Origin of the sequence: Streptomyces sp. NPDC048565, from assembly GCF_040650935.1 — a bacterium.
GTDB lineage: Bacteria > Actinomycetota > Actinomycetes > Streptomycetales > Streptomycetaceae > Streptomyces.
In genome coordinates, this window is record NZ_JBEZIH010000004.1 from 153,675 (window position 1) to 175,588 (window position 21,914).

The following is a 21,914-nucleotide window of genomic DNA, read 5'->3' on the forward strand; positions in this document are numbered from 1 at the left end:
GGGGCCCCGGTGCCGGGATCACCGTGGGAACGGTTGCGGGCGCCCGCCGAGGCATGGTTCAACGGCTCCCCAGGGCCGCGGTGCTGCCGCGTTGCACGAGACGCGGAGTCATGGTCGTCTGCATGGCACGGTCCCGTCTGCCTTCCACCCGCTCGATGAGCATGCGGGCGGCGGTGGAGCCCATGGTGTGTCCGGCCTGGTCGACGCTGGTGAGCTGAACAGTCGCCAAGGCGGCGAGAGCGGTGTCGTTGTAGCCCACCAGAGAGACGTCCTCGGGGATACGCAAGCCGAGTTCGTGGGCCGCGCGGTAGACGCCCAGAGCCGCGACATCGGCGCCAGTCATGACGGCGGTCGGCCGGTGTGTGGCCGTCAGCAGGGTCATTCCCGCCTTGAAGCCGCCTTCGTCCGAGTACGCGGCGTGCAGCACCTGCGCGTGCTCGGACAGTCCGTGCCGTTCCATTGCCTCCAGGTATCCGGCGGTCAGCACGATCTCGGGAGTGCGCTTCCACCGGTTGGCCTTGGTGCCCGGGGCCGAGACCAGGGCGATGTCGCGGTGGCCCAGAGAGACCAGATGGTCGACGACCAGGCCGGCTCCGATGTCGTCGGCATCGACGACCGAGTCGTGGATGTCGGATCCGTCGTGGTGGCCGAGGACCACGGTGGGCGTGTCCGCAGCCGTCGCCAGCACCTCGTGGCGCGACGTCCCCGGGGCGATGAGGATCAGGCCGTCCATCTGTCGGTCGACCATGGAGCGGATGGTCCTGGCCTGCTCCTCCGGCGAGAATCCTGCCGCGCCGATCAGCACGGTGTACTCGCTGTCGCGGAGTTCGTCCTGGACGCCGTCGAGGATGTCGGCGAAGAACGCGTTGCGCACGTTGTCCAGCAGCACACCGATCGTGTAGGTCCGGCCTCGCATGCCACGCGCCGCCGCGTGCGGGCGATAGCCGAGCTCGGCGATCGCCGCTCTGACCTTCTCCTGCATAGCCGGGCTCACACCGTAGGCGTTGCGCATCACCTTGGAGACGGCGGCGGTGGACACGCCCGCGTGCCGGGCGACATCGGTGATGGTTACACGCTTGTTCTGTCTGGGTGTCGCAGCCCGGTCCATCGTCAGTGCTCCGGATCTCGTAGTGGTGAGTGTAACGGTCTACACCAGGTTCCCCGTGGGCCGTCAAGTGGTCTTCCGCAACACGGCAGTGTTACTTCTCTGTGTCTTGACGGAAAAGGATGGAGGGGTGCAGGGTGTTGCCCAATCTTAGTAGAGAACGTTTTACACGCTCTCCTCGTGGCAGGGCCTACGTCGCCCTTCGTGCCGCTCCGCAGCCTCGCCTTCCTCTCCATACTTCTTGGGAGTCTTCCGTGTCCCCTCGTATGTCCCGTGCCCACCGTGCACGCCTGAGCCTGTTCACCGCCGGTGCCGCCTCACTGTCGCTCCTGGCCACTGCCTGCGGCGGCAGCGGCGCCAGCTCCTCGTCCGCACCGAAGGACTTCAGCTACCTCAGCGTCACGGAGAACACCGCGGTCAAGACGGCGTTGACCACCCTGTCCAAGGGCGAGTGCGAGGCCCAGAACAAGGCCTTGCCGCTGAAGGTGGAGACGGTTCCGCAGGCAAGTCTCGACCAGAAGCTCCAGCTCCTGGCCGGTCAGGACGCACTTCCGGTGCAGTTCGCCGCAGGCAACGCCCCGGCGCTCACGAACCAGCTCGAAGGATCCGGGAAGATCGCCGACCTGGAGAAGGAACTGAAGGACCTCGGGGTCCTGGACCAGATCGAGCCCGCCGCCGTCTCGACGGTCAAGGCGCTCTACGACGGCAAACTGGCGGTCCTGCCGTACGAGTACAACATCGAGGGCATCTTCTACAACAAGAAGCTCTTCACCGAGAACGGCATATCCGAGCCCGCCACGTGGGACGCGCTGGTCGACGCCTCTGCCAAGCTCGAGAGCAAGGGCGTGCAGCCGTTCTCCGCGTCCGGACAGCAGGGCTGGCCTCTCACCCGCCTCATCAGCGGGTACCTCTACCGCAGCCTCGGTCCCGACGCGCTCAAGAAGGTCGCCGAAGGCAAGGCCGCGCTGACCGATCCCGAGTACGTCAAGGCCGCCGAGGAAGTCGCCGAACTCGGCAAGAAGGGCTACTTCGGCAAGGGCCTCGGCTCCATCGACTACGACACGGCGATGAACCAGTTCCTCAGCGGCAAGGCTGCCATGTTCTACATGGGCAGCTGGGCACTGAGCAACATCTCCGACGCCGAGCAGAACAAGGTCGGCGCCGAGAACGTCGGGTTCATGCCCTTCCCCGCGGTGGCCGGAGGCAAGGGCGCGATCGGCCAGTACCCGTCCAACGTCGGTCTGGGCATCACCCTTGCGAGGAAGTCCTTCGACGACAAGGCGGGCGACTGGACCGCCTGTATCGCCAAGAACTACGGCGCGACCGTGCTGAAGGACCAGGGAGCGATCTCCGGCTTCAAGGTCAACGGCGACGTCAAGGACGCCAACGAGGTCACCACGCAGGTCAGGGAGACCATCGGCGGGTCGAAGCAGAACGTGCTGTGGTTCGAGGCCCTCTTCAGTACCAAGGCCACCACGATCAGCCAGACCAACGCCGCGTCCCTGGTCAGCGGCAGCATGACTCCGCAGAAGTTCATGCAGACCGTGCAGGACGCCCTGACCGCCCAGTGACCGACCGGGGGCGGCCCAACCGGCCTCCTCGCACGCCCCGCACCCCGCGTGTGCCGCCCCCGGTCCCGCACGGCAGGTCTCTTCAACGGAAATGAAGTGGACACCACCCATGCACCGCGTCCTCGGTGACCGCAGGGCCATCCTGATCCTGCTCGGTCCCGCACTCCTCGTGTATTCCCTGATCATGCTCGTCCCGATGGTGTGGTCGCTCGGCTACTCCTTCACCAAGGGCAACACCATCGACGGCTTCACCGGCAACGGACTGGACAACTTCCAGCGCCTGTTCACCGACGAAGCCGTACGGGACGCGCTCTGGTTCACCCTCAAGTACGGCGCCGTCGTCACGGTGGGACAGGTCGTCGCTGGCTATCTGCTGGCCCTGCTGTACGTCTTCTTCCTCAAGAAGTCCTCCGCGCTCATCCGCACCCTGGCCTTCTTCCCCGTCGTGCTGCCCACGGTCGCGGTGGGTCTGCTGTTCCAGAAGTTCTTCCAGGTCGCACCGCAGACAGGCCCGGTCAACTCGCTGCTCAACGCGGTCGGAATCGACTCCATCGACTTCTTCGGAAGCGCGGGAAGCGCGTTCTGGGTCCTGATCGGCATGGACATCTGGCGCTCCATGGGCTTCTACGCCGTACTGCTCTTCGCCGGTCTGGTCGACATCCCCGACGAGGTCCTCGAATCGGCCCGCCTGGACGGGGCCTCGGGGCTCCGGCTGATCCGGCACATCGTGCTGCCGCTGTCCCTGCCGGTGCTGATGTCGTCACTCATCTTCAGCATCAACGGCACCCTGAAGGTCTTCGACTCCGTCGTCGCCCTCACCAACGGCGGCCCCGGCAGCGGCACCACGCCCCTGACCCTGTACATGTTCCAGACGTCGTTCACCTACAGCGACTACGGCTACGGCAGCACCATCGCCCTGCTGCTGACCGTGGTCTGCCTGCTGGTGAGCCTGGTCGTCTACCGCGTCTCGCAGCGCGACCTCACGGAGGGCTGAGCGCCATGGCCATCGACACACCTGTGAAGACCTCCGCGGGCCGCCGGCACCGAGCTCCTTCCGGAACCACCGGGCCGGTCCGCAGGGCCTGGGCACCGCGCCGGCTGGGGGTGAAGATCGTTGTCACCCTGCTGCTGGTCGTCGAGATCTACCCGTTGATCTGGATGTTCCTGACGTCCCTGAAGTCCAACGACGACTACCTCAACAACTCCACCTGGAGTCTGCCGACGACATGGGAGTGGGGCAACTACTCCGAGGCCTGGACCACCGGCCACCTGGGCCTCTACGTCCAGAACAGCCTCCTCGCCGTCCTGCCCTCCCTGGCACTCATGCTGCTCCTGGGAACGGCCGCGGGATTTGCTCTGCAGGTCATGGTGTGGAAGGGGCGCAGCCTCACCCTGCTGGTCTTCCTGGCGGGCATGATGGTGCCCCCGCAGATGATCCTTCTGCCGCTGTTCACCGTGTACTTCCAGACGGGACTGTCCGGCACCCTGTGGCCACTGATCCTCACGTACACCGGAACCGGCCTGCCGCTGACCGTCTTCATGATGGCCACGTACTACCGCACCGTCCCTCGTGAGCTTTTCGAGGCCGCCACCATCGACGGCGCCGGCATTCTGCGCGCCTTCTGGACCATCAGCGTGCCTCTGGTCCGCAACGCCCTGCTGACGGTCGGTCTGGTGCAGTTCTTCTTCATCTGGAACGACCTGCTCATCGCGCTGACCTTCACCAACAACCAGGATCTACGGACCATCCAGGTCGGCCTGCTCAACTTCACCGGCGACTTCGGCGCAACCCAGTACGGTCCGCTGTTCGCGGCCATCTGCATCAACGTGTTCGGCACCCTCCTGATCTATCTCTTCCTCAATCAGAAGGTCATGAAGGGCCTCACCTCGGGAGCGGTCAAGGGCTGAGACCCGCCCCCGCCCCGCTGCCGCACGTGTATGAAAGGTCCCCCTCTTGCTCCCCCCTCAGCCTTCACCGGTGTTCTTCGAGCACCTTCCGGACGGACTCGGCATCGGAGTCGCCGCCCCCCGTCTCACCTGGACTTTGCCACTGGGTGCCGGCGTTCAGCAGGCGTACGAACTGGAAATCGAGCGCGCCGGCAACCTCCACCACACGGGACGCGTCGACGACCCCGGCCAGATACTGGCCCCCTGGCCCGGCGAGCCACTGGCCTCGCGAGAACGCGCGACCGTCCGGGTCCGCGTCTGGACCCCGGACGACGGGGAGCCGTCGGCGTGGAGCGAACCCCGTGTCGTCGAAGCCGGTCTCCTCGACCCGACCGACTGGCAGGCGGTCCCCGTAGGCGCCGGATGGGACGAGGACCCGGAAGCCGAGCGATGCCCGGCCCGGGTCCGAAAGGACTTCGCGCTCGACCGCCCCCTCAGGCGCGCCCGCCTGTACGTCTCGGCGCACGGCCTGTACGAAGCCGAGATCAACGGCCACCGCGTCGGCGACGAGACACTGGCCCCGGGCTGGACGGTCTACCCGCACCGCCTGCGCTACCGCACCCACGACGTCACCGCCCAGCTCACCGAGGGCGCCAACACCATCGGCGCCTGGCTCGGTGACGGCTGGTACCGGGGCAAGTACGGCTTCGACGGCGGCACCCGCAACATCTACGGCACCGACCAGGCCCTGCTCGCCCAGCTGGAGGTGGAGTACGACGACGGCACCACCGTCGTCGTCGCCACGGACGGCACCTGGAGAGCGGCCCCGGGCCCGATCCTGACCAGCGGCCTCTACGAGGGCGAGACGTTCGACGCCCGACTGCACGACCCGCACTGGTGCACACCCTCGCCCACCTCCTCCGACACGTGGACGCCCGTACGGACCGGCAAACGAGACCCCGACACCCTCGTCGCACCCATGGGACCCCCGGTGCGCTGCACCGAGGAGATCCCCCCGGTCTCTGTCACCCGCACCGGCGATGGCCGCCACCTCCTCGACTTCGGCCAGAACCTCGTCGGCCGCCTCAGCCTCACCCTCGACGGACCGGCCGGCACCACCGTCACCCTCCGGCATGCCGAGGTCCTCCAGGAAGGCGAACTCGCCACGCGGCCACTGCGCGAGGCGTACGCCACCGACACCCTGATCCTCTCCGGCCGGGGCCCACTCACCTGGGAACCCCGCTTCACCCTCCACGGCTTCCGCTACGCCGAAGTCAGCGGGTGGTCAGCCGACTTGAGTACCAGCATGGTGAAGGCCCGGGTCTACCACACCGATATGCGGCGAACCGGCTGGTTCGAGTGCAGCGACGAACTGGTCAACCGGCTGCACGAGAACGTCCTCTGGAGCATGCGCGGCAACTTCGTCGACATCCCCACCGACTGCCCCCAGCGCGACGAACGCCTCGGCTGGACCGGAGACATCCAGGTCTTCGCCCCCACCGCGAGCTACCTCTACGACTGCGCCGGCATGCTCGACTCCTGGCTCACCGACGTCGGTCTCGAACAGCTTCCCGACGGCACCATCCCCTGGTACGTGCCCGTCATACCGGGCGAACCGATGTGGACGCCGATCCAGCCCGGAGCCGCCTGGGGCGACGTCGCCACGCTCACCCCCTGGACGCTCCACCAGCGCTTCGGCGACATCGATCTCCTCCGACGCCACTACCCCATGGCCACGTCATGGGTCGACCTCATGGAACGACTCGCCGGGCCGAGCCGTCTGTGGGACACCGGCTTCCAGCTGGGGGACTGGCTCGACCCCGCCGCCCCACCGGAGGACCCGGCGGCCGGCATCACCGACCGCTATCTCGTCGCCACCGCATACTTCGCCCACTCCGCCCGCCACCTCGCACTCTCCGCGACCGCGCTGGGAGAGGACGCAGACGCCGAGCGGTACGCCGCCCTGGCCGACGAGGTCACCGAGGCCTTCCGCCGCCAGTACGTCCTGCCATCCAGCCGCATGACCAGCGACAGCCCTACTGCCTACGCTCTGGGAATCGTCTTCGGCCTGCTCACCCCCCAGCAGCGGCAGCACGCGGGCGACCGGCTCGCCGAACTCGTCCTCGCAGACGACGCCCGGATCGCCACCGGATTCGTCGGCACCCCACTGATCTGCGACGCACTCACCGACACCGGCCACCTCGACGTCGCCTACCGCCTACTGCTCCACACCGAGTGCCCCTCATGGCTCTACACCGTGACCCAGGGCGCCACCACCATCTGGGAACGCTGGGACAGCCTGCGGCCCGACGGCAGCCTCAACCCGGGTGGCATGACCTCCTTCAACCACTACGCCCTGGGCGCCGTCGCCGACTGGCTGCACCGGGTCGTCGGCGGCATCACGGCCACAGCCCCGGGCTACCGGGAGATCTCCTTCCGACCGCAGCCCGGAGGAGGCCTCACATGGGCCCGCACCCGGCACGAAACCCCTTACGGGACCGCGTCCTTGTCCTGGGAAGTGACCGCCACCGGCCTCACAGCGCGCTGCACCGTCCCCGAGGGCTGCCGTGCCATCGCCGAACTGCCCGGCTGTGCGCCGATCACCCTGCACGCGGGGGAACACGTCCTCGATACCGCCGATATCCCTGGGGCGGTCTTCTGAATTATTGAAGAATAACCTCGTGCGGCCCGACACAGGCACTTCCTGTGTCGGGCCGCACGAGGTTATCTAGCTACCTCCGTGGGTTTTTGTATTTTCCTCGCGAATGGGCGGGATCCAGCGGAGTGATGGGGAGGTGGTCTTGTCTGGCCGCCGATTGAAAATTTCAAATCCATTTCAGCCGGATGGAGAGCTTCTTTGCTGGTCAGAGGCTTCTTTGAAGAGGTGCTGTCGGAGGGTTGACCTGGGTATGAACAGGCAATAGTTTTCCGCATGTTGGGTAAGGCGCTGCGTGCGTCGATGTCGATGAGCATCGGGTATCGCTGTCGTGGGATGCGGCAGAGCTATCTCGGTGGAATCTGCAAATGAGGCACACCTTGTATGTGTTCCACGCATGCGCAATTGCGCTACCCGTCTGTTGGGGCCGGCCAGGAACCTGACCTCCTGACCGGCCCCATTCCCCCCGCGGCGGCGCGTCACGCAGCCGCCAGAACGTATTCGGAGAGCCGCTGTGAACAGACGAAAATTTCTCTCTGCCGCCCCCCTCACCGCATTGGCCGTGAGCATGGCTCCGGTCATGACCACACAGGCAGCCGCCGCGTCCGGCGCCGCCCCGCAGAACCGCGCCGACGCCCTGCTGGCCACGATGACGGCGACGGAGAAGGAAGCACTCGTACGCTGCGACTTCGCGGCCGTAGCCCACCTGGGGATTCCGGCCCTGACCATGGTCGACGCGTCCGCCGGCCTCCGCGGCGAGAAGGGGGTGACGGCCTTCCCCGTTCCCGTCGCCCAGGCGGCGACCTTCGACGAGGGCCTGGCGGGCCGCATCGGCAGGGCCATCGGCGCGGAGGGCAGGGGGAAGGGCTTCAACAACATGCTCGGCCCCACCGTCGACCTGACGCGAACCTGGCACTTCGGCCGTCAATCCGAGGGCATGGGGGAGGATCCGCTGCTCGCCGGGTACCTGGGAGCGGCCGTCACGGTCGGGATGCAGAGCCAGCAGGTGGCTGCCACCGTCAAGCACTTCGCCGCCTACACCCAGGAGTCCGACCGGTTCTTCATCGACGCCAAGGTCTCCGACCGGGCCCTGCACGAGATATACGAGGCGCCTTTCCGCCGGGTGGTCGTCGCCGCGCCGACCACCTCGGTGATGATGGCCTACCCGAAGATCAACGGCACTTTCGCGACGCAGAACCCGGCTCTCTTCGACGACCTGAAGGAGGGACTCGGACTCCAGGGCTACACGGTGCCGGACTTCTGGGCCGGCGATGACCAGGTCGCAGCCTTTCGTGCCGGTATGGACCTGGCCGGACTCGGCCCCGGCGCAGTGAGGATTCCGCCGGGCGGACTCACGGGGGGAGCGATACCGGGCGCGCGGCTGGACGACGCCGCGCGCCGCATCCTCGTCACGATGTTCGCGAACGGCCTCTTTGACACCCCTGTCCCCGCTCCCGCCGACAACGTCAGCACCCAGGAACACCGGGACCTCGCCCACGAGGCGGCCATCGCCTCAACGGTCCTGCTCTCCAATCGCTCCGCGGCCCTGCCTTTGCCTGCCTCGGTGAAGTCGCTTGCCGTCATCGGCCCGGCGGATACTGACGTGTTCACCGGTGTTGCCGGATCGACCTACGTCGACCCCGGGGCCTGGACCACTCCTCTGCAGGCCGTTCGTACCCGTGCGGGAAGCTCCGTCAAGGTCACTCACTCCCAGGGGACCAAGGGAGACCTGCCTCTGGCTGTGGTGCCGTCGGCCGTGCTGCGTGACGGCAAGGACAAGGCCGGCCTGGCGGCCACGTACTTCGCGGGCGCAGATGCCACCGGGACCCCGGTCGTGACGAAGACCGACGCGACCGTGGACTTCACCACCGCGCCCGCGGCGGATCTGCCCGCCGTCTGGTCGGCGAAGTGGACCGGCACCCTCGTGCCGACCACCACCGGTCTGCACCGCTTCTCCCTGCTGCCCGCCGGCACGACCACACTGAAGATCAACGGCGTCACGGTCGTCTCCGGCACCCGGCAGATGCGCAGGTTCTTCCTCGGACCGTTCGACTACCCGCTCCAGGGCACCACGCAGCTGACCGCGGGCCGCGCGGTCAGCGTCGAACTGACCTACACCAACGCCACCGCCGAGACCGGCACCTGTGGTCTGACCCTGGGCTGGCAGCCCGACTCCTTCATCCCCGCCGCGGTCAAGGCGGCAGGGGCGGCCGACGCCGCCGTCGTCTTCGTCAACCGGGTCGCCGGCGAGGCCATGGACCACGCAGGCCTCGACCTGCCCGGGGACCAGAACCAGCTCATCACCGCCGTGGCCGCAGCCAACCCCCGCACGATCGTCGTCCTCAACACCGACGGCCCCGTGGCCACCCCTTGGCTCAACGACGTGGAAGCCGTGATCCAGACATGGTACGGAGGCCGCGGCACGGGCACCGCCCTTGCCGCAGTCCTCTTCGGCGACAGGGATCCCACCGGCCGTCTCCCCGTGACCTTCCCCGCCGACGCGACCCAGGGGCCCGGTAGTACGCCCGCGACCTACCCCGGCACGAACGGCGCCGTCACTCATGACGAGGGCATCGCCATCGGCTACCGGTACTACGACGCCAAGGGGCAGCAGCCCCGTTTCCCCTTCGGTCACGGCCTGTCCTACACCTCCTTCGCCCACGGCTCGCCGGAAGCGGCCTACGACCAAGCGACCAGGAACGTCACTCTCTCCGTCAACGTGACCAACACGGGCCGGCGCAAGGGCACCGAAGTGGTCCAGATCTACGCCGCGCTGCCCGGAGCGGCAGCGGCGGAGCCACGCCGTCTGGTCGCCTTCCGCAAGGTCACGCTGGAGACGGCGGGTTCACAGCGGTTGGCCTTCACCATCCCGGCACAGGACCTGACCGTATGGAAGTCGGGCGGCTGGGCCCTCGTGCCGGGCTCCTACACCTTCGCCACCGCACGTTCGTCCCGTGACCTGACGGCACAGCGAACCGTGACCATCCGCTGAGCGTTGACCGTTCCGATTGCGCGGCCCGTTCCCTGTCGAACCAGGCGGGGAACGGCCCGCGATATGTTGCCTGCGCACAACGGTCGCCGCCCGCGGTGGCGTGAGATCAAGTGCACCGCGGCGAAGCGCCCGTCGCCGACACCTCGGTGGGCCCCATGCACCAGAGTGAATCCGCCTGCTCCGGGGAGGCACAGCATGATCGCCGACTACCGATCGTGACTCTGCGGGCTGGGTAGAAATCGGCCGAGAGCGGCAAAGCTCACCGGCCGGCAGGGGAGAAGCAGCCGGGATGAGCGGCTGGGCCTCCCCTGCGGGCCGGTGCCTGAGCTTGCGAGGGACGCGGTGTCAGCGGTGCAGCGAACGCTGCACCGATCCCCGGTCGAGCCGGATCGACAAGGATGCAGCCGGATGGAAACGGGTGGCTATGTCCGTTGTTTCGGCATCGCCGCAGGTGAGAGGCGTCACGCTTATGGGTTCGAGTCCCACCCGCCCCACCCAGCGTCCCCGGGCAGAATCGATCTGACCTGGGGAAACGCGTTTTTCGGGGGCTTTTTCCCGTGCGGTACCGGCCGCGCGCCGTGCGGTACTAACCCGCTGTCGCGGAGTGCCGGCGCACCTCAGATGCGTCTGACCTGGCCTTTTGTGGCGATCGCCTGAGAGGGCGTTGTGGTTGTTGCTCCCACGGCCGCCTGGGCGGCGAGATGTCCTGGTCACTCATGCCTCCTGACTCGCAAGGATGAGCGGGTGTCGGCGGCTCGTTCTGTGGGGCGCGTGGCCGGTTCCGGGCGTACGGAGCGTCCGCAGTCGAGCCATGGTGACTGTGGCGTCCCGCGTGAACAGGTAGGGGGACTGTCCGGAAGTCGGCTCTGTCTCACTTGCGGTGGTGACGGAAGGTGAAGTCGTCCCAGTGGGACGCGGTGGCGGAGGAGAGGAATCCGGCCGGGCCGTGCACCTGTCGCGTGATCAGTTTCGTTTTGTCGTTGACGCCTTCGGTTCCGCCGTTGTGATAGGACCTGGTCAGAGCAGCGTTCACGGCGGCGCGGTCTCGTTCGAGACCACGGGCGAAGGCGTGCAGGTGGGGCAGTTCCTCGGCTTGCGCGGTGGTGATCCACGCGCTGAGTTGCTCGGCGTTCCCCTCGGCGGGTCTCAGCAGTGCGGCAAAGGCGCTGATCAGCTGGGTGAGGGCAGACATCTCCGCGCAGGCGGTGGTGGTGGCCTCGATCCTTCCTGCTGGTGTTCCTTGGGGTGATCGGGGCGTCTGGCGGCAGCCCGGGGTCGGACACACACCAAGCACCTTGACCACTACTTGACGGGCGTGAACGGGAACGTCCGCGACGGTCCGTACGTGATATCCGTGCACCCGCCCCGACCGAGCACCACATGACCGGCCAGGGCAACCTGCCCGACACCACTGTCGCGGGCTCCGTCACGCTGGTCAACGACACCAGCTACGACGTCTACGGACGCCAGATCCGCGCCGAGTACGGCACCTTGGGGCAGAAGGTGTACCGCACCCAGGAGTTCGACGAACACACCAGCCAGCTCACCCGCTCCACCATCGACGGCGACAAGGCCCTGCGCGTGGAGGACACCCGCTACGGCTACGACCCGGCCGGCAACGCCACCCGCATCTCCAGCACCTCCGGCCAGGACGCTGCCGCCACCACCGACACCCAGTGCTTCGCCCTCGACGCCCTGCGCCGCATGACCGAAGCCTGGACTGCCAAGAACCCGACCGACACCTGCGCCACGGCCCCATCGGCGAACACGGTGGGTGGCCCGGACGGGTACTGGCACTCCTACACCTACGATGACGCAGGCAACCGCACCAAGGAAATCCAGCACACCATCGCCAGCGGCACGGACATCACCCGCACCTACACCACCGGCAAGGCCGGCGACACCCGCCCGCACGCGCTGCGCTCGGCCGCCACCACCGGCGGGCCGGACAGTGGTCAGGACGGAGTCGTTCAGCTACGACGAGGCCGGCAACACCGCCAAGCGCAGCGGCGGCACGAGCGCCCAGGACCTGACCTGGGACCCGGAAGGCCAGCTCGCCAAGATTGTCCAGGACGGCAAGACCACCGAGTACCTCTACGACTCGGCAGGCAACCGGATGCTCGCGAAGAACGCAGACGGCTCCACCACCGCCTACCTGCCCGGCGGCAACGAGCTGAAGGTGACCTCCACCGGGGCGAAGACCGCCACCCGCTACTACACGCACGGTGGGGAAACCGTCGCTGTCCGCACCAGCGCCGGCTTCCAGTTCCTCTTCGCCAACCAGCAGGGCACCGCGCTGATCGCCGTAACCATGGGCGCGGCCCAGACGGTCACCCGTCGCAAGCAGCTCCCCTTCGGCGGCCAGCGCGGCACCACAGGCAGCAGCTCCTGGCCGGGCGACCGCGGCTTCGTCGGCGGCACGAGCGACCCGACCGGCTACACCCACCTCGGTGCCCGCGAATACGACCCCACCCTGGGCCGCTTCCTCTCCGTCGACCCACTCCTGATCCCCGACGACCCCACACAGCTGAACCCGTACGTCTACGGCAACAACAACCCCGCCACTTTCGCCGACCCCACCGGCGAAGCCTATGTAGAGTGCGCCAGCGGGCAGTACAACTGCACCTACGGCAAGAGCACCGGAGACGTCAAGAAGGTCAGCTTCGGCAAGAACTACGAAAAGGAAACCCGCGCCCAAGGTGGCAAAGTCTCCAAGAACTACTACGCCCAGCAGACCACCGGGCGGAAGTACACCTACACCAAGAGCAAGGGGACGAGCACCCGGTACACGGGCTACGAGTACCGCCAGGCCGAAAAGCTTCGCCAGGAGAAGGAGCTCAAGCACAAGCAGTACCTGAACAAGCGCGAAGCGGAACTCGAAGCCCTAAGGAATCCGCCCCCACCCCCCCAAGGACAAGCCTTGGTGGGAGGACGCATGGGACAACACTGGAGGAAAAGGGGTGTCGACTGTGGCCGACTTGCCTGATGGAAACCTTCCGCAGTGGGCGAAGACGACCATCGTCACAGTAACTACTGTCGTCGCAATCTCCGCTGCGGCGATGGTGGTGGGCGCTGCTTGTGGGGCCACCGCAGGGGCCGGATGTCTGGTGGCCGGCGGTATCACGGCCGCTCTCTGGGGAGGCGCGGCAGGCGGGGGAGCCGCGGCACTGGTTGGTGACGGAACGGAGGGGGCGACGATCGGTGGTGTGATGAGCGGGCTGCTCGGCCCGATCATGCCCCCCTTTAGGGGAGTGCTCGCTCGTTGAGTGACAAGGCGCGGCGTGTACCTGTACGGCTCTGAGGCTGGGCAGGTGCGTCGCGCCACCATTTGGAGGAACTGAAAGGTTCGAGTTTAAGATGGCGACAAAAAGACACTTGGCGCTCCTCCTTCGCGCGCTGTGTGCCTGTTTTCTGGTTTACCTCGTGATGTATCCATGGAGAAATGAATGGGCCATTTGGAAAGCCATTCTCTGGGTCGTTCTATGGGGGGCGATACTCATTTTGGTGAATCGCGTCACAGAAGGCAGGTTCAATTCGATCAGGTACGCTAGATTCTCTGTGCTTAGTCGTGAAAGGCATGAGTGTGACCGCGATTAGGGTTGCTGCGTCTCTCATAATAATCGCTCTGACGTTCTGGTTGTGCGCGGACTTGAACCCGCCCTGGAACACGAGTCTGCCAGTCTTGACCGCTGTTGCGCTCGGGATATTGCAAAGCCCGAAGAGTCGACGAACCAAAAAACGTGATCGCGCACACAAACAGGGATAGTTTTCGGTGCACCCAATGGGAGGCGGACGGCCTGGCGTGGAAGCCTTGCAGGCAGGTCTGTCCCTGCCCTTGTCAAGCCGGCCCGGCCTGCGGAGGCGTGTAATTCCTGGAGGGTAACGCGGGGTGCTGCGGTGTCCCCAGTGAGGAGTTATGGTCAACAACTTTGGTCTGCGGCCCAGTCTGGAGCGGCTCAGGGCGTGGATCGAGTGACTGACGGTGCGTCGGTAATGTACACGGGGATATCTACTATCGCCGGAGACAGGGTGAATCATCTTGCCAACTGATGCGGTAATTTCCCTAGATTCCACTGAGCGACGCAGGAATCGGCAGAGGGTCGGGCTGCTTACAGCAGCTTTCGCAGGCGTAGCAGTTGCCGCTGTTCTTATCGAGAGAGAAGATTCCACCTGGTGGCTCATCTCGATATTTGCTGTGTGGCTCGGCACCTTTACTTACATGACCGTTCGAGGGAGGGGGCAATCCAAGCTAACCCCGAACGGCATATCATTTCGCTACTTCCTGATAAGCAGGTCGATTCCGTGGAAAGATATTTCCGGTGTCGAAATGAGGCACCACACGGCTCGAAGTAACGAGTGGTGGGACTTGCGCATCGTCCGCACCAGTGGGCGAACTTTGGTCGTGCCAGGAGCATTTACGAGCCGAAGGTCTGATCCGAAGTTCGAAGTCAAATTTGTCATCGTGCATCAATATTGGATGGAATATAAGTAGAATTAGGCGAGTTGGTCCGGTGCTCTAATGCTGAGTACAGCCGGGCCGAGGCGCTCCGTAAAGAAAGGGAGCTCAAGCATCAGCAGCAGTTGAATCGACTGGAAGAGGCGTTCCGGAATTCTCGGAGTCAGAGCAGCTCTCCTGGTCTAATTGACAGCACCTTCGCTGGTTCGCCGATAAGGGGAAGAAAGTTGCGCAAAGCTCCAGCGGAGACACGGTAGGTGTGTGCCTCAGTGGATCGGCTGGTATCGGGTTCGGTGGGGCAGCCTCGCTGTGCTTCGTGCGAATAGGCGATATAGTGGGAACGTTTAATCCCTTCAAGTGGTAGCGGGCGCGCAATGAATCACCTGGAAGCCCTTGAGCTGGCCGGTCGTGGCCCCCAAGAGATGAGTTTTATAAGTATAGTGATTTTCGGTCTGATGCTCCCTGCAGGAGTCCTAATAGGGGCGAATATTGGACACGCGGCAGACCGTGTGTATGAATTCTTGCTCCTTGTTCTGCCGGGCCCGGTTGAGCGGGCTTCACCAAGATCGCTCCGCGTCCCCGGCTGGGTAGTAGCGTTTCTGTCGCTGGTCGGTTTGGTTCTTGAAGTGAGAACCGGATTGTTGTGATGCGGAGGTGGCCGACCGGCCGGCGCCGCCAGCGCGTCCCGCTCTCCATGCGTAGCACTGGCAGTTGTCCGGCTAGGAGTCGCAAGGTTCGGGAATCGTTGAGGAGATCATTCAGTGAATAAGAGATGACGCGTGAAGTGGCTTCAGAAAGACTTGATTAGACCTGCTGTAGGTCTCGTGGTCCTCACGGTGGCCCTTGCCGTGACTTCGGGTGCAATAGGTTCCGACTGGTTTGCAACCGTGTGGCCTCTGGTCGTAATAGGTGTGGGGATGTTTTGGGGACGGGTGGTTAGGGAGAGGCGGAGGCGTGAAGGTCGGGAGGGTGACCCGCCCCGGGTTCTGTGAGATCTCGGATTGCGGTGATGACCTGGGGTTTCGTGAGTTCGGTGTAGTAGTTGGCCTCGATCCTTCACGGGTGGCGATGAGCATCGTGACTCACTCGACCAGGGTGTGAGGTAGGTCGAGTGTGGTAGTGCAGAATCAACAAGGCTTCTGTGTTGTGAAGTTGAGGCGTCGAATATCTTCCTCAACGGCACGGAAGCCCTGCCCGTTGGGCGCTCCGATCCCACGCCGCCCCCTCCCTCGATCAGTGGCCACGCTGAAGACGCTTGATCTATGCCCAGCCGTCCGGTCAGGGCAAGGGGCGCCCCTCGGTTGTCGGTCGTGCTGGCTTCCCCGCGGCACCGCCGTTCCGGGAGCTGAGAGTGCCGCTCTCCTTTGCCTTCACGGTCAGCGAGACTGAGAAGCGGCAGTCCCAGCTGCCGCCGGTAGTGCGTGACGCAGCTACGGGAGCCAGGTTCGAATGCCCCGCCTGCTGGCAGTAGCAGTACGGTGACGTCCGTATCCCGGTCACTGAGGAGTGCGGGGCGGGTGCCAGCGCGAATCGCCGTCGTCGTGGCCGGGAAGTCGGAGTCGATACGCCTGCGCCTCCCGGTCGATACGGAGTGTGACTGCATCCGTCAGGGGGAGGGGTGGCAACGGAGTCTGCGGAATGCGCTGAGGGTGAGCCGCCGGGTTGCCTGCCTTGCAGTAGATACGCCGGGTGGATCGTCTCCCACTACAGGCGCAGGAGCCGCCACGTAGCCGTGCGGTACGTACCGCACGGCAGTGCTGTGTCCAAGGGGCGAGGCGGATACAGCGGGATCCAGCAGGATGTGAATGTCCGCCTCTGTGGCGTTTCCGCAGGTGAGAGGCGTCACGCTTTTGGGTTCGAGTCCCACCCGCCCCACCGAGCGACCCCGGGCAGAATCGATCTGACCTGGGGAAACGCGTTTTCGGGGATCATCCTGCGTTAGGTGTTCGCCTCACGGTGGTGTGGCGGACGTGGGTCTTCGCGCGTCGAGAATGTTTCCAGTAAGCATCGCGGCCATCGAGGACTGGCATGACGAGCACCGCTCACCCGGCGCCGCAGCGTGAGCCGTTCGAAGCGCGCCGCCGGTGTTCCCTCTGCGCGTCGGCGCGCCTTCGTCCTCGACTCCCAAGCGCTGTCGAAGACGGTCCAGGGCGACCGTCAGATGACGGCCTTGGTGAAGGCGGCTCCACGCCTGGACATCGCTGTCGTCACCAGCGCGCTCACCACGCTGGAGGCGTGGAACCCTCAGCTGGGTGCGCGCCAAGGGCTGTGGGACTGGGCGTTGTCCCGAATCGATGTGGAGCACACTGATGATCAGGTGATCTCCCTGGCCCGCGGCATTCTGAAGACCGCTGGGCTGCATGGGCACAAGTACGACGCCATCGACGCAGTCCTGGCTGCCGTAGCCGTCAAGACTGCGAAGCGCGGCTTCGAGGTCACCGTCTTCACCTCGGATGCCGACGACATGGACAAGTTCCTGGCGGGCCATCGCATCCGGGTGGAAAGGATCTGATCACAGACGCTGGCGCCGGGGCCCGCCCGCTTCGGCTGCGGCGGAGAGTGGAGGGACGCGCTCCGGGTGCCGCGCCGGATCGCCCGTGCTTGGAGCCGGCGTCACAATCGGATTCTGCCTGGTATCCGCTTCCGCGCCCGCGGCACACCCACCTACCGGGCACACCCCCTCAGCCTCGACCAGGACTCCTGGGTGAGGTGGAGCAGTGGCTCCGATAAAGAGACACGTGCTCGAACTGCCGTCCACCCCCTCTGGGGCAGGGCCGGTGCCGTTGTCGCCGCCGGCCTTCAGGTGGCGCTGCCTTCCGGGTGGCGTGAGGGGCAGTACAGGCGCCGACGATCGGGTCAACGGTATGTGTCGTCCGCGAGCCTGGCCTACCTGCCGCGGCGGCGAGGTGCGGCGGCAGGCGGGCGGACCGGTCGGGCGACGGTCAGGCGGCGCAGCCGTACTTCTTGGCGAGCTTGGTGGCGGCCTCCCGCACCACGGCCGCATTGTTGCGGATCGCGGGGTCGTCCCGGTCGACGAGGTCCTTCTCCTCTTCTTCCCCCTTTTTCGAGGGCGCAATGAGCGCCACCGTGATGTTCGGCGCCGTCGAGCCCATGCGGGCGGCACAGCCGGCGGGCAGGTTGGCCTCGGCCTTGTCGGGAAGCGCCCAGCCGGTGACGCCGGGGCCGAGTAGGACAGAGTTCTTGGGCTTGTAGTGAGGGTTGTTCCGGTTGTCTTCGATGATCAGGGTGTAGACCCCTCGGGGGTGGTCGCTGTCCGCGTTGGCGCGCAGCACCTGGCACCCCTTGAACACCGCGTGATCGCTGCTCTTGCCCTTTCTCTCCCACTCCTCCGCGCTGACCTCGCCCCCCTTGCCGTCGTCGATCAGTTCCGCCGTCTGCCGGCTGAGCGCCCCATGACACAGCGTCTGCGGCAGCGGCGGCTTCTCCCCGTCAGGCCAGAAGCTCGCCGTCACGACGGCCACCCCGGCGGCGCCGAGCACGATGGTCAGCGGCAGCCACTTCCTGTCCATGTCTACGGCTGTCCCATCTTCTTCTGGGCGTCCTCGATGCCCTGCTGGTACCAGTTCTCGGCAGTCGTCTGGAGACCGTCCTCGTACTCGCCCGGGCTCGCGTCCAGCTCCTCCTTCGTGAGGCCCTTCTCGGTCGCCATCTCCCGCATCATGGCGTTCATCTGGTTCTCGCCGTTCTCGAAGTGGTTGACCATGTTCTTACGAGTTTCCTCGTCGACCCTGGCGTTGAGCTCGTTCATGTACCCGGCCGTGCCGGCGTCGACCGTGCGCTGGAGCGCGTCGCCTACGATGGGGATGGCCGTCAGGGGTGCGCCGATGGCGTGGTAGTTCATCCTCTGGTTCCAGGCGTTGGTGTCCTTCTCTGCCTGACCGAGGTCGTAGATGACGTCGCCGCGCACGCCGTCGAGGTGGCCGAGCACCGACGCCGACTGCTTGACCCAGGCGCGCATCTCGGGATCCTCCTTGCGGTACGAGTCCGGCGGGAAGCCGTTCAGCCCCTCGGCGATCACCACACTCTGCGAGTGGTGCATGACACCGAACGCCTTGGGGTCCTCGGCGACGCCGCGCATGAGACGGGTGAGGTCGCCCCGCTCGATCGTGAGGTTGTTGAAGTCGGTCGGCCCGTCCATGTTCTTGCCGAGGATCTGGTGCACGTCCGAGGCGTAGTCACCGATCATGTTGCCCATGCTCGTGCGCATGGGCAGGGGCACGGAGCTCTGGTTCTTCGGCGCGTCCTCGCCACTGTATTCCTTGAGGATCCGCTCGAAGACCGCGGTCTCCGCGCCGTCGTGGTGGGTGTGGACGGCGTGCAGCGGGCTGCCCGGCTCGCGGCCGGTGGCGGCAGCCTCCAGAGCGGCGCCGAACTCGGTGCGGGCCGAGGTCTGCTTCAGCTCGTCGGGCGTCTCGTCCTCGACAGCGCCGCCCGGCCAGTCACGGTCCTCGAGGAAGTACTTGAGGTTGTCCGTGGTGTTCGGGTCGAAGTAGCCGGTGGCCGCGGAGGGGTCGCGGCTCATCGCGTTCATCAGACCCTTCATCGGGTCTTCCTGTGTGCCCTGCCAGTTCTTCATGACGCCGTCGTAGGCGTCGTCGTTGTCCGTCTCCCACTCACGGATGGTGTCGCCGACTTCGGTCAGGAATGCCTGGCTGTAGACCGGGTCGCCCTTGTCCTTGTCGTACGGGGAGGCGTTCTTGTCGTTCGGGTCGTACGCCTTGTCGCCGACGTCGGCGGCCATCAGGTCCGTGAGGTCCTTCAGGGTCGCGGCGCCGCCCCCGATGGCGCCGGGGTGGCGCGTGGGCAGGCTGTTGCCGAGGAGTCCCGCCCCCGCCAGGCCCTTGGTGTGTACAGGCGCACCGGGGTCTCCGATGTACGCGGAGGTCGGCCTCCGGGCGGCCTCGCCGCGCGGAGCCGCGTCACGCAGTCGTGTTCTCCAACGCGCCGCTGACCAGTGTGTGGGAGTACTCGGCCGTCAGCCCGTCCGGCCGGAAGAGGATCCGGTACATGATCGGTGCCACCACCCGGTCCATGACGTGCTCGATCTCCGGCACATGTTCACCACGCTCCGCGGCCCTGCGCAGGATCGTTTCGATCTGGTCGGCGGCGTAGGCGGAACACTGGCCGGCGTTGGTTCCCTCGGCGTCCCCCAGCAGGGCGTCGCGGATGTAGGCCCGCCCGGAGGCCGAGGCCATTTCCTCCAGGAACTGCTCGGCATAGACATCCAGGTCCTGCCGCAGACTGCCCAGGTCAGCCGGCGCGCTTTCCGGACGAAGGCGCTCGACGGCGACGTCGGACAGGAGTTCCTGAAGGTCTCCCCATCGGCGGTAGATGGTGGAGGGCGTGACGCCCGCACGGGCGGCGATGAGAGGAACGGTCAGACCGTCCCGGCCGGCCTCCTCCAGGAGTTCCCGAACCGCGTCGTGGACCGACTGCTGCACTCGTGCACTGCGCCCGCCGGGGCGCGCCATGGATTTCGGGCTCACCGGACCACCTTAACGCGAATATTCTGCATCTAGGGGTGTGCGATCTCGGGGCCGGGAGCCCGCTCGCGGCGGACTCCCGGGCCTCTGTCATGCGGCAGCGAGGGGAGCGATCCGCCCGCACCCGAACGAGGCGACCCGCTCAAAGGCGGCTCCGACGCGCAGCACCGCGGCCTCGCCGAGCGGCCTGCCCATGAGCTGCATGCCGATCGGCAGGCCCTCCCGGTCATGACCCGCCGGAACGGTCAGCGCCGGGACGCCGGTGATGTTGGCCGGCGCGGACAGCCGGACGTAGGCGTCGGAGACAGCCTCCAGGCTCCCGTCCGTCCACCGGATGCTCTCCTGCCCGGAGGATGCCGCGGTTGCAGGTACGGACGGCGCCACGACGACATCGACGTGGCGGAAGAGGTCCAGCCAACGGTCACGCATGAGGGTCCGCGCGCGCTGGGCCCGCAAGTAGTCTCCGGCCAGGGCCAGTTCGCCGGCCTCCAGCAGGATGCGCACATCGCCCGCGTAGAGTTCGGGCGTCGAACGCAGCGTCTGCTCGTGGTAGGCGCTCGCCTCGGGCACCATCAGCCCCCACTGGACCGCCTGGATGTAGCGCGTCATGGGGATCTCGACGTCGACGATCTCGGCCCCCATGTCACGCAGGGCGGCGACGGCGTCGCGGATCACCGCCTCGACGTCCGGCGCGACCTGGTCGAAGTAGTAGTTGCGTGGCACGCCGATACGCATGCCGGCCACGTCGCCTCCCGCGCCGGGCGCGTACCGGGCCGGGGCCGAGGGCAGGCTCACGGGGTCCCGGGGGTCTGGTCCCGCGAGAGTCTCCAGCACCAGCGCGGCGTCCTGGACACTGCGGGTGATGGGTCCGACATGGTCCAGGGACCAGGACAGAGAGGTGACTCCGCTCCGAGGGACGAGGCCGTAGGTGGGCTTGAGTCCGACCACACCGTTGAGCGCGGAGGGGACTCGGATGGATCCTCCGGTGTCGGTACCGAGGGCGAACATCGCCGCCCCTGTCGCGACGGCGACGGCCGATCCGCCACTGGATCCACCCGCCACCCGTCCTTGGTCCCACGCGTTACGCGTCTGCGGTGTCGTCAGGCCGTAGGCGAACTCGTGTGTATGGGTCTTGCCGAGGAGTACGGCGCCGGCCCGCGAGAGGCGTACAGCGACCTGACTGTCGGTGGAGGCCCGGTGACCGTCCCTGACCTTGGAACTGGCTGTCGTGGGCAGGCCCTCGACGTCGATGAGGTCCTTCAGGGCCATCGGGATGCCGTGGAGCGGGCCCCTGGGACCCTTGGCGGCGATCTCGCGCTCCGCCTCCTCGGCCGCCCGGCGGGCACCCTCGGCCACGACCGTGACATAGGCCCGCACCTGCGGGTCGACCTGCTCGACGCGTGCCAGGACCGATTCGGTGAGGTCGACCGGTGACAGCTCCCGGGAGCGGATGGCTTCTGCGGCGGCGGAGAGCGTCAGCTCAAACGGTTCCATGGCGGTCCTCACTGACTGCGCGGTAGACGGCGGCGGGCGGTGTGTCCTGGAAGTCCAGCTCACGCAGGGTCGCGACAACGGCCCGGATGTAGTCGGCGGTGACCGCGACGTCGGCGTGGCGGTCGTCCGGCAGGGGGAGCCCTGCCCGGCTGGCCCATCGGGCGGCTTCATGCGGGGTGAGATCGGCGGATTTCACCATTGCCCTTCTTTGTGCCGTACGAGGGGAGGAGTCCCTCACGCAAACGCTAA

General features: G+C 66.4%; 15 protein-coding genes. 8 read left to right on the forward strand and 7 right to left on the reverse strand.

Features of this window, described 5'->3' with window-relative positions; translation table 11 throughout:
• Window positions 1–58 precede the first annotated feature (58 nt).
• The gene (locus AB0C75_RS06940) at window positions 59–1,108 is read right to left on the reverse strand and encodes a LacI family DNA-binding transcriptional regulator (RefSeq protein WP_362887833.1); all 1,050 of its coding nucleotides are present in this window, start codon (window positions 1,106–1,108) and stop codon (window positions 59–61) included.
• A 251-nt stretch (window positions 1,109–1,359) separates the two neighbouring features.
• Between AB0C75_RS06940 and AB0C75_RS06945 the strand changes: the two genes are divergently transcribed.
• From AB0C75_RS06945 to AB0C75_RS06965, 5 genes are all read left to right on the forward strand, one after another.
• A complete protein-coding gene (locus tag AB0C75_RS06945; protein ID WP_329228602.1) occupies window positions 1,360–2,676 on the forward strand; it encodes an extracellular solute-binding protein in 1,317 nt (438 codons plus the stop codon).
• Window positions 2,677–2,785: 109 nt separating this feature from the next.
• Window positions 2,786–3,670 (forward strand): sugar ABC transporter permease, encoded by an 885-nt coding sequence (locus AB0C75_RS06950; RefSeq protein ID WP_362887835.1) that lies wholly within the window; start codon window positions 2,786–2,788, stop codon window positions 3,668–3,670.
• 5 nt (window positions 3,671–3,675) lie between these two features.
• Window positions 3,676–4,584, forward strand: coding sequence for a carbohydrate ABC transporter permease (locus AB0C75_RS06955; protein ID WP_329228598.1), 909 nt, complete (start codon window positions 3,676–3,678; stop codon window positions 4,582–4,584).
• 70 nt (window positions 4,585–4,654) lie between these two features.
• Window positions 4,655–7,225 carry a family 78 glycoside hydrolase catalytic domain gene (locus AB0C75_RS06960; protein WP_329228596.1) on the forward strand — a complete coding sequence of 857 codons (2,571 nt, stop codon included), beginning with the start codon at window positions 4,655–4,657 and terminating at the stop codon, window positions 7,223–7,225.
• Window positions 7,226–7,799: 574 nt separating this feature from the next.
• A complete protein-coding gene (locus AB0C75_RS06965) occupies window positions 7,800–10,211 on the forward strand; it encodes a glycoside hydrolase family 3 C-terminal domain-containing protein (RefSeq protein WP_362887838.1) in 2,412 nt (803 codons plus the stop codon).
• Window positions 10,212–11,082: 871 nt separating this feature from the next.
• Here the strand turns inward: AB0C75_RS06965 and AB0C75_RS06970 are convergent.
• Window positions 11,083–11,403: a transposase gene (locus AB0C75_RS06970; RefSeq protein ID WP_362887839.1), complete on the reverse strand. Its 321-nt coding sequence runs from the start codon at window positions 11,401–11,403 to the stop codon at window positions 11,083–11,085.
• A 759-nt stretch (window positions 11,404–12,162) separates the two neighbouring features.
• On the opposite strand from AB0C75_RS06970, the gene AB0C75_RS06975 reads away from it, so the two are divergent.
• The 3 genes from AB0C75_RS06975 (at window position 12,163) to AB0C75_RS06985 (ending at window position 17,179) form a co-directional block, all read left to right on the forward strand.
• Window positions 12,163–13,197 carry an RHS repeat-associated core domain-containing protein gene (locus AB0C75_RS06975; protein ID WP_362887841.1) on the forward strand — a complete coding sequence of 345 codons (1,035 nt, stop codon included), beginning with the start codon at window positions 12,163–12,165 and terminating at the stop codon, window positions 13,195–13,197.
• 1,233 nt (window positions 13,198–14,430) lie between these two features.
• Window positions 14,431–14,703, forward strand: coding sequence for a PH domain-containing protein (locus tag AB0C75_RS06980; protein WP_362888104.1), 273 nt, complete (start codon window positions 14,431–14,433; stop codon window positions 14,701–14,703).
• A 2,023-nt stretch (window positions 14,704–16,726) separates the two neighbouring features.
• Entirely contained in the window at window positions 16,727–17,179 is a 453-nt protein-coding gene (locus AB0C75_RS06985) for a hypothetical protein (RefSeq protein WP_362887842.1), read from the forward strand.
• A 430-nt stretch (window positions 17,180–17,609) separates the two neighbouring features.
• On the opposite strand, the gene AB0C75_RS06990 is transcribed toward AB0C75_RS06985, so the two are convergent.
• The 5 genes from AB0C75_RS06990 to AB0C75_RS07010 all read right to left on the reverse strand — a co-directional run bounded on the left by AB0C75_RS06990 (window position 17,610) and on the right by AB0C75_RS07010 (window position 21,861).
• On the reverse strand, window positions 17,610–18,197 hold the full coding sequence (locus tag AB0C75_RS06990; protein ID WP_362887843.1) for a hypothetical protein: 588 nt from the start codon (window positions 18,195–18,197) through the stop codon (window positions 17,610–17,612).
• Window positions 18,198–18,199: 2 nt separating this feature from the next.
• A complete protein-coding gene (locus AB0C75_RS06995) occupies window positions 18,200–19,429 on the reverse strand; it encodes a DUF6571 family protein (RefSeq protein ID WP_362887844.1) in 1,230 nt (409 codons plus the stop codon).
• A 178-nt stretch (window positions 19,430–19,607) separates the two neighbouring features.
• Window positions 19,608–20,159, reverse strand: a complete 552-nt coding sequence (locus tag AB0C75_RS07000) for a TetR/AcrR family transcriptional regulator (protein ID WP_362888106.1) — start codon at window positions 20,157–20,159, stop codon at window positions 19,608–19,610.
• Between the two features lie 102 nt (window positions 20,160–20,261).
• Entirely contained in the window at window positions 20,262–21,665 is a 1,404-nt protein-coding gene (locus AB0C75_RS07005) for an amidase (RefSeq protein ID WP_362887845.1), read from the reverse strand.
• Window positions 21,652–21,861 (reverse strand): hypothetical protein, encoded by a 210-nt coding sequence (locus tag AB0C75_RS07010; RefSeq protein ID WP_362888108.1) that lies wholly within the window; start codon window positions 21,859–21,861, stop codon window positions 21,652–21,654. Before AB0C75_RS07010 ends, AB0C75_RS07005 begins: the two co-directional genes overlap by 14 nt.
• Between the last annotated feature and the right edge of the window lie 53 nt (window positions 21,862–21,914).

What these genes read in the sequence shown, in the direction of transcription:
- AB0C75_RS06970 (WP_362887839.1), bottom strand. Translation starts at nt 11,403, where the DNA reads ATGTCTGCCCTCACCCAGCTGATCAGCGCCTTTGCCGCACTGCTGAGA.
- AB0C75_RS07000 (WP_362888106.1), bottom strand. Translation starts at nt 20,159, where the DNA reads ATGGCGCGCCCCGGCGGGCGCAGTGCACGAGTGCAGCAGTCGGTCCAC.
- AB0C75_RS06955 (WP_329228598.1), top strand. Translation starts at nt 3,676, where the DNA reads ATGGCCATCGACACACCTGTGAAGACCTCCGCGGGCCGCCGGCACCGA.
- AB0C75_RS07005 (WP_362887845.1), bottom strand. Translation starts at nt 21,665, where the DNA reads ATGGAACCGTTTGAGCTGACGCTCTCCGCCGCCGCAGAAGCCATCCGC.
- AB0C75_RS06965 (WP_362887838.1), top strand. Translation starts at nt 7,800, where the DNA reads ATGACCACACAGGCAGCCGCCGCGTCCGGCGCCGCCCCGCAGAACCGC.
- AB0C75_RS06990 (WP_362887843.1), bottom strand. Translation starts at nt 18,197, where the DNA reads ATGGACAGGAAGTGGCTGCCGCTGACCATCGTGCTCGGCGCCGCCGGG.
- AB0C75_RS06980 (WP_362888104.1), top strand. Translation starts at nt 14,431, where the DNA reads ATGACCGTTCGAGGGAGGGGGCAATCCAAGCTAACCCCGAACGGCATA.
- AB0C75_RS06940 (WP_362887833.1), bottom strand. Translation starts at nt 1,108, where the DNA reads ATGGACCGGGCTGCGACACCCAGACAGAACAAGCGTGTAACCATCACC.
- AB0C75_RS06995 (WP_362887844.1), bottom strand. Translation starts at nt 19,429, where the DNA reads ATGGCCGCCGACGTCGGCGACAAGGCGTACGACCCGAACGACAAGAAC.
- AB0C75_RS06950 (WP_362887835.1), top strand. Translation starts at nt 2,786, where the DNA reads ATGCACCGCGTCCTCGGTGACCGCAGGGCCATCCTGATCCTGCTCGGT.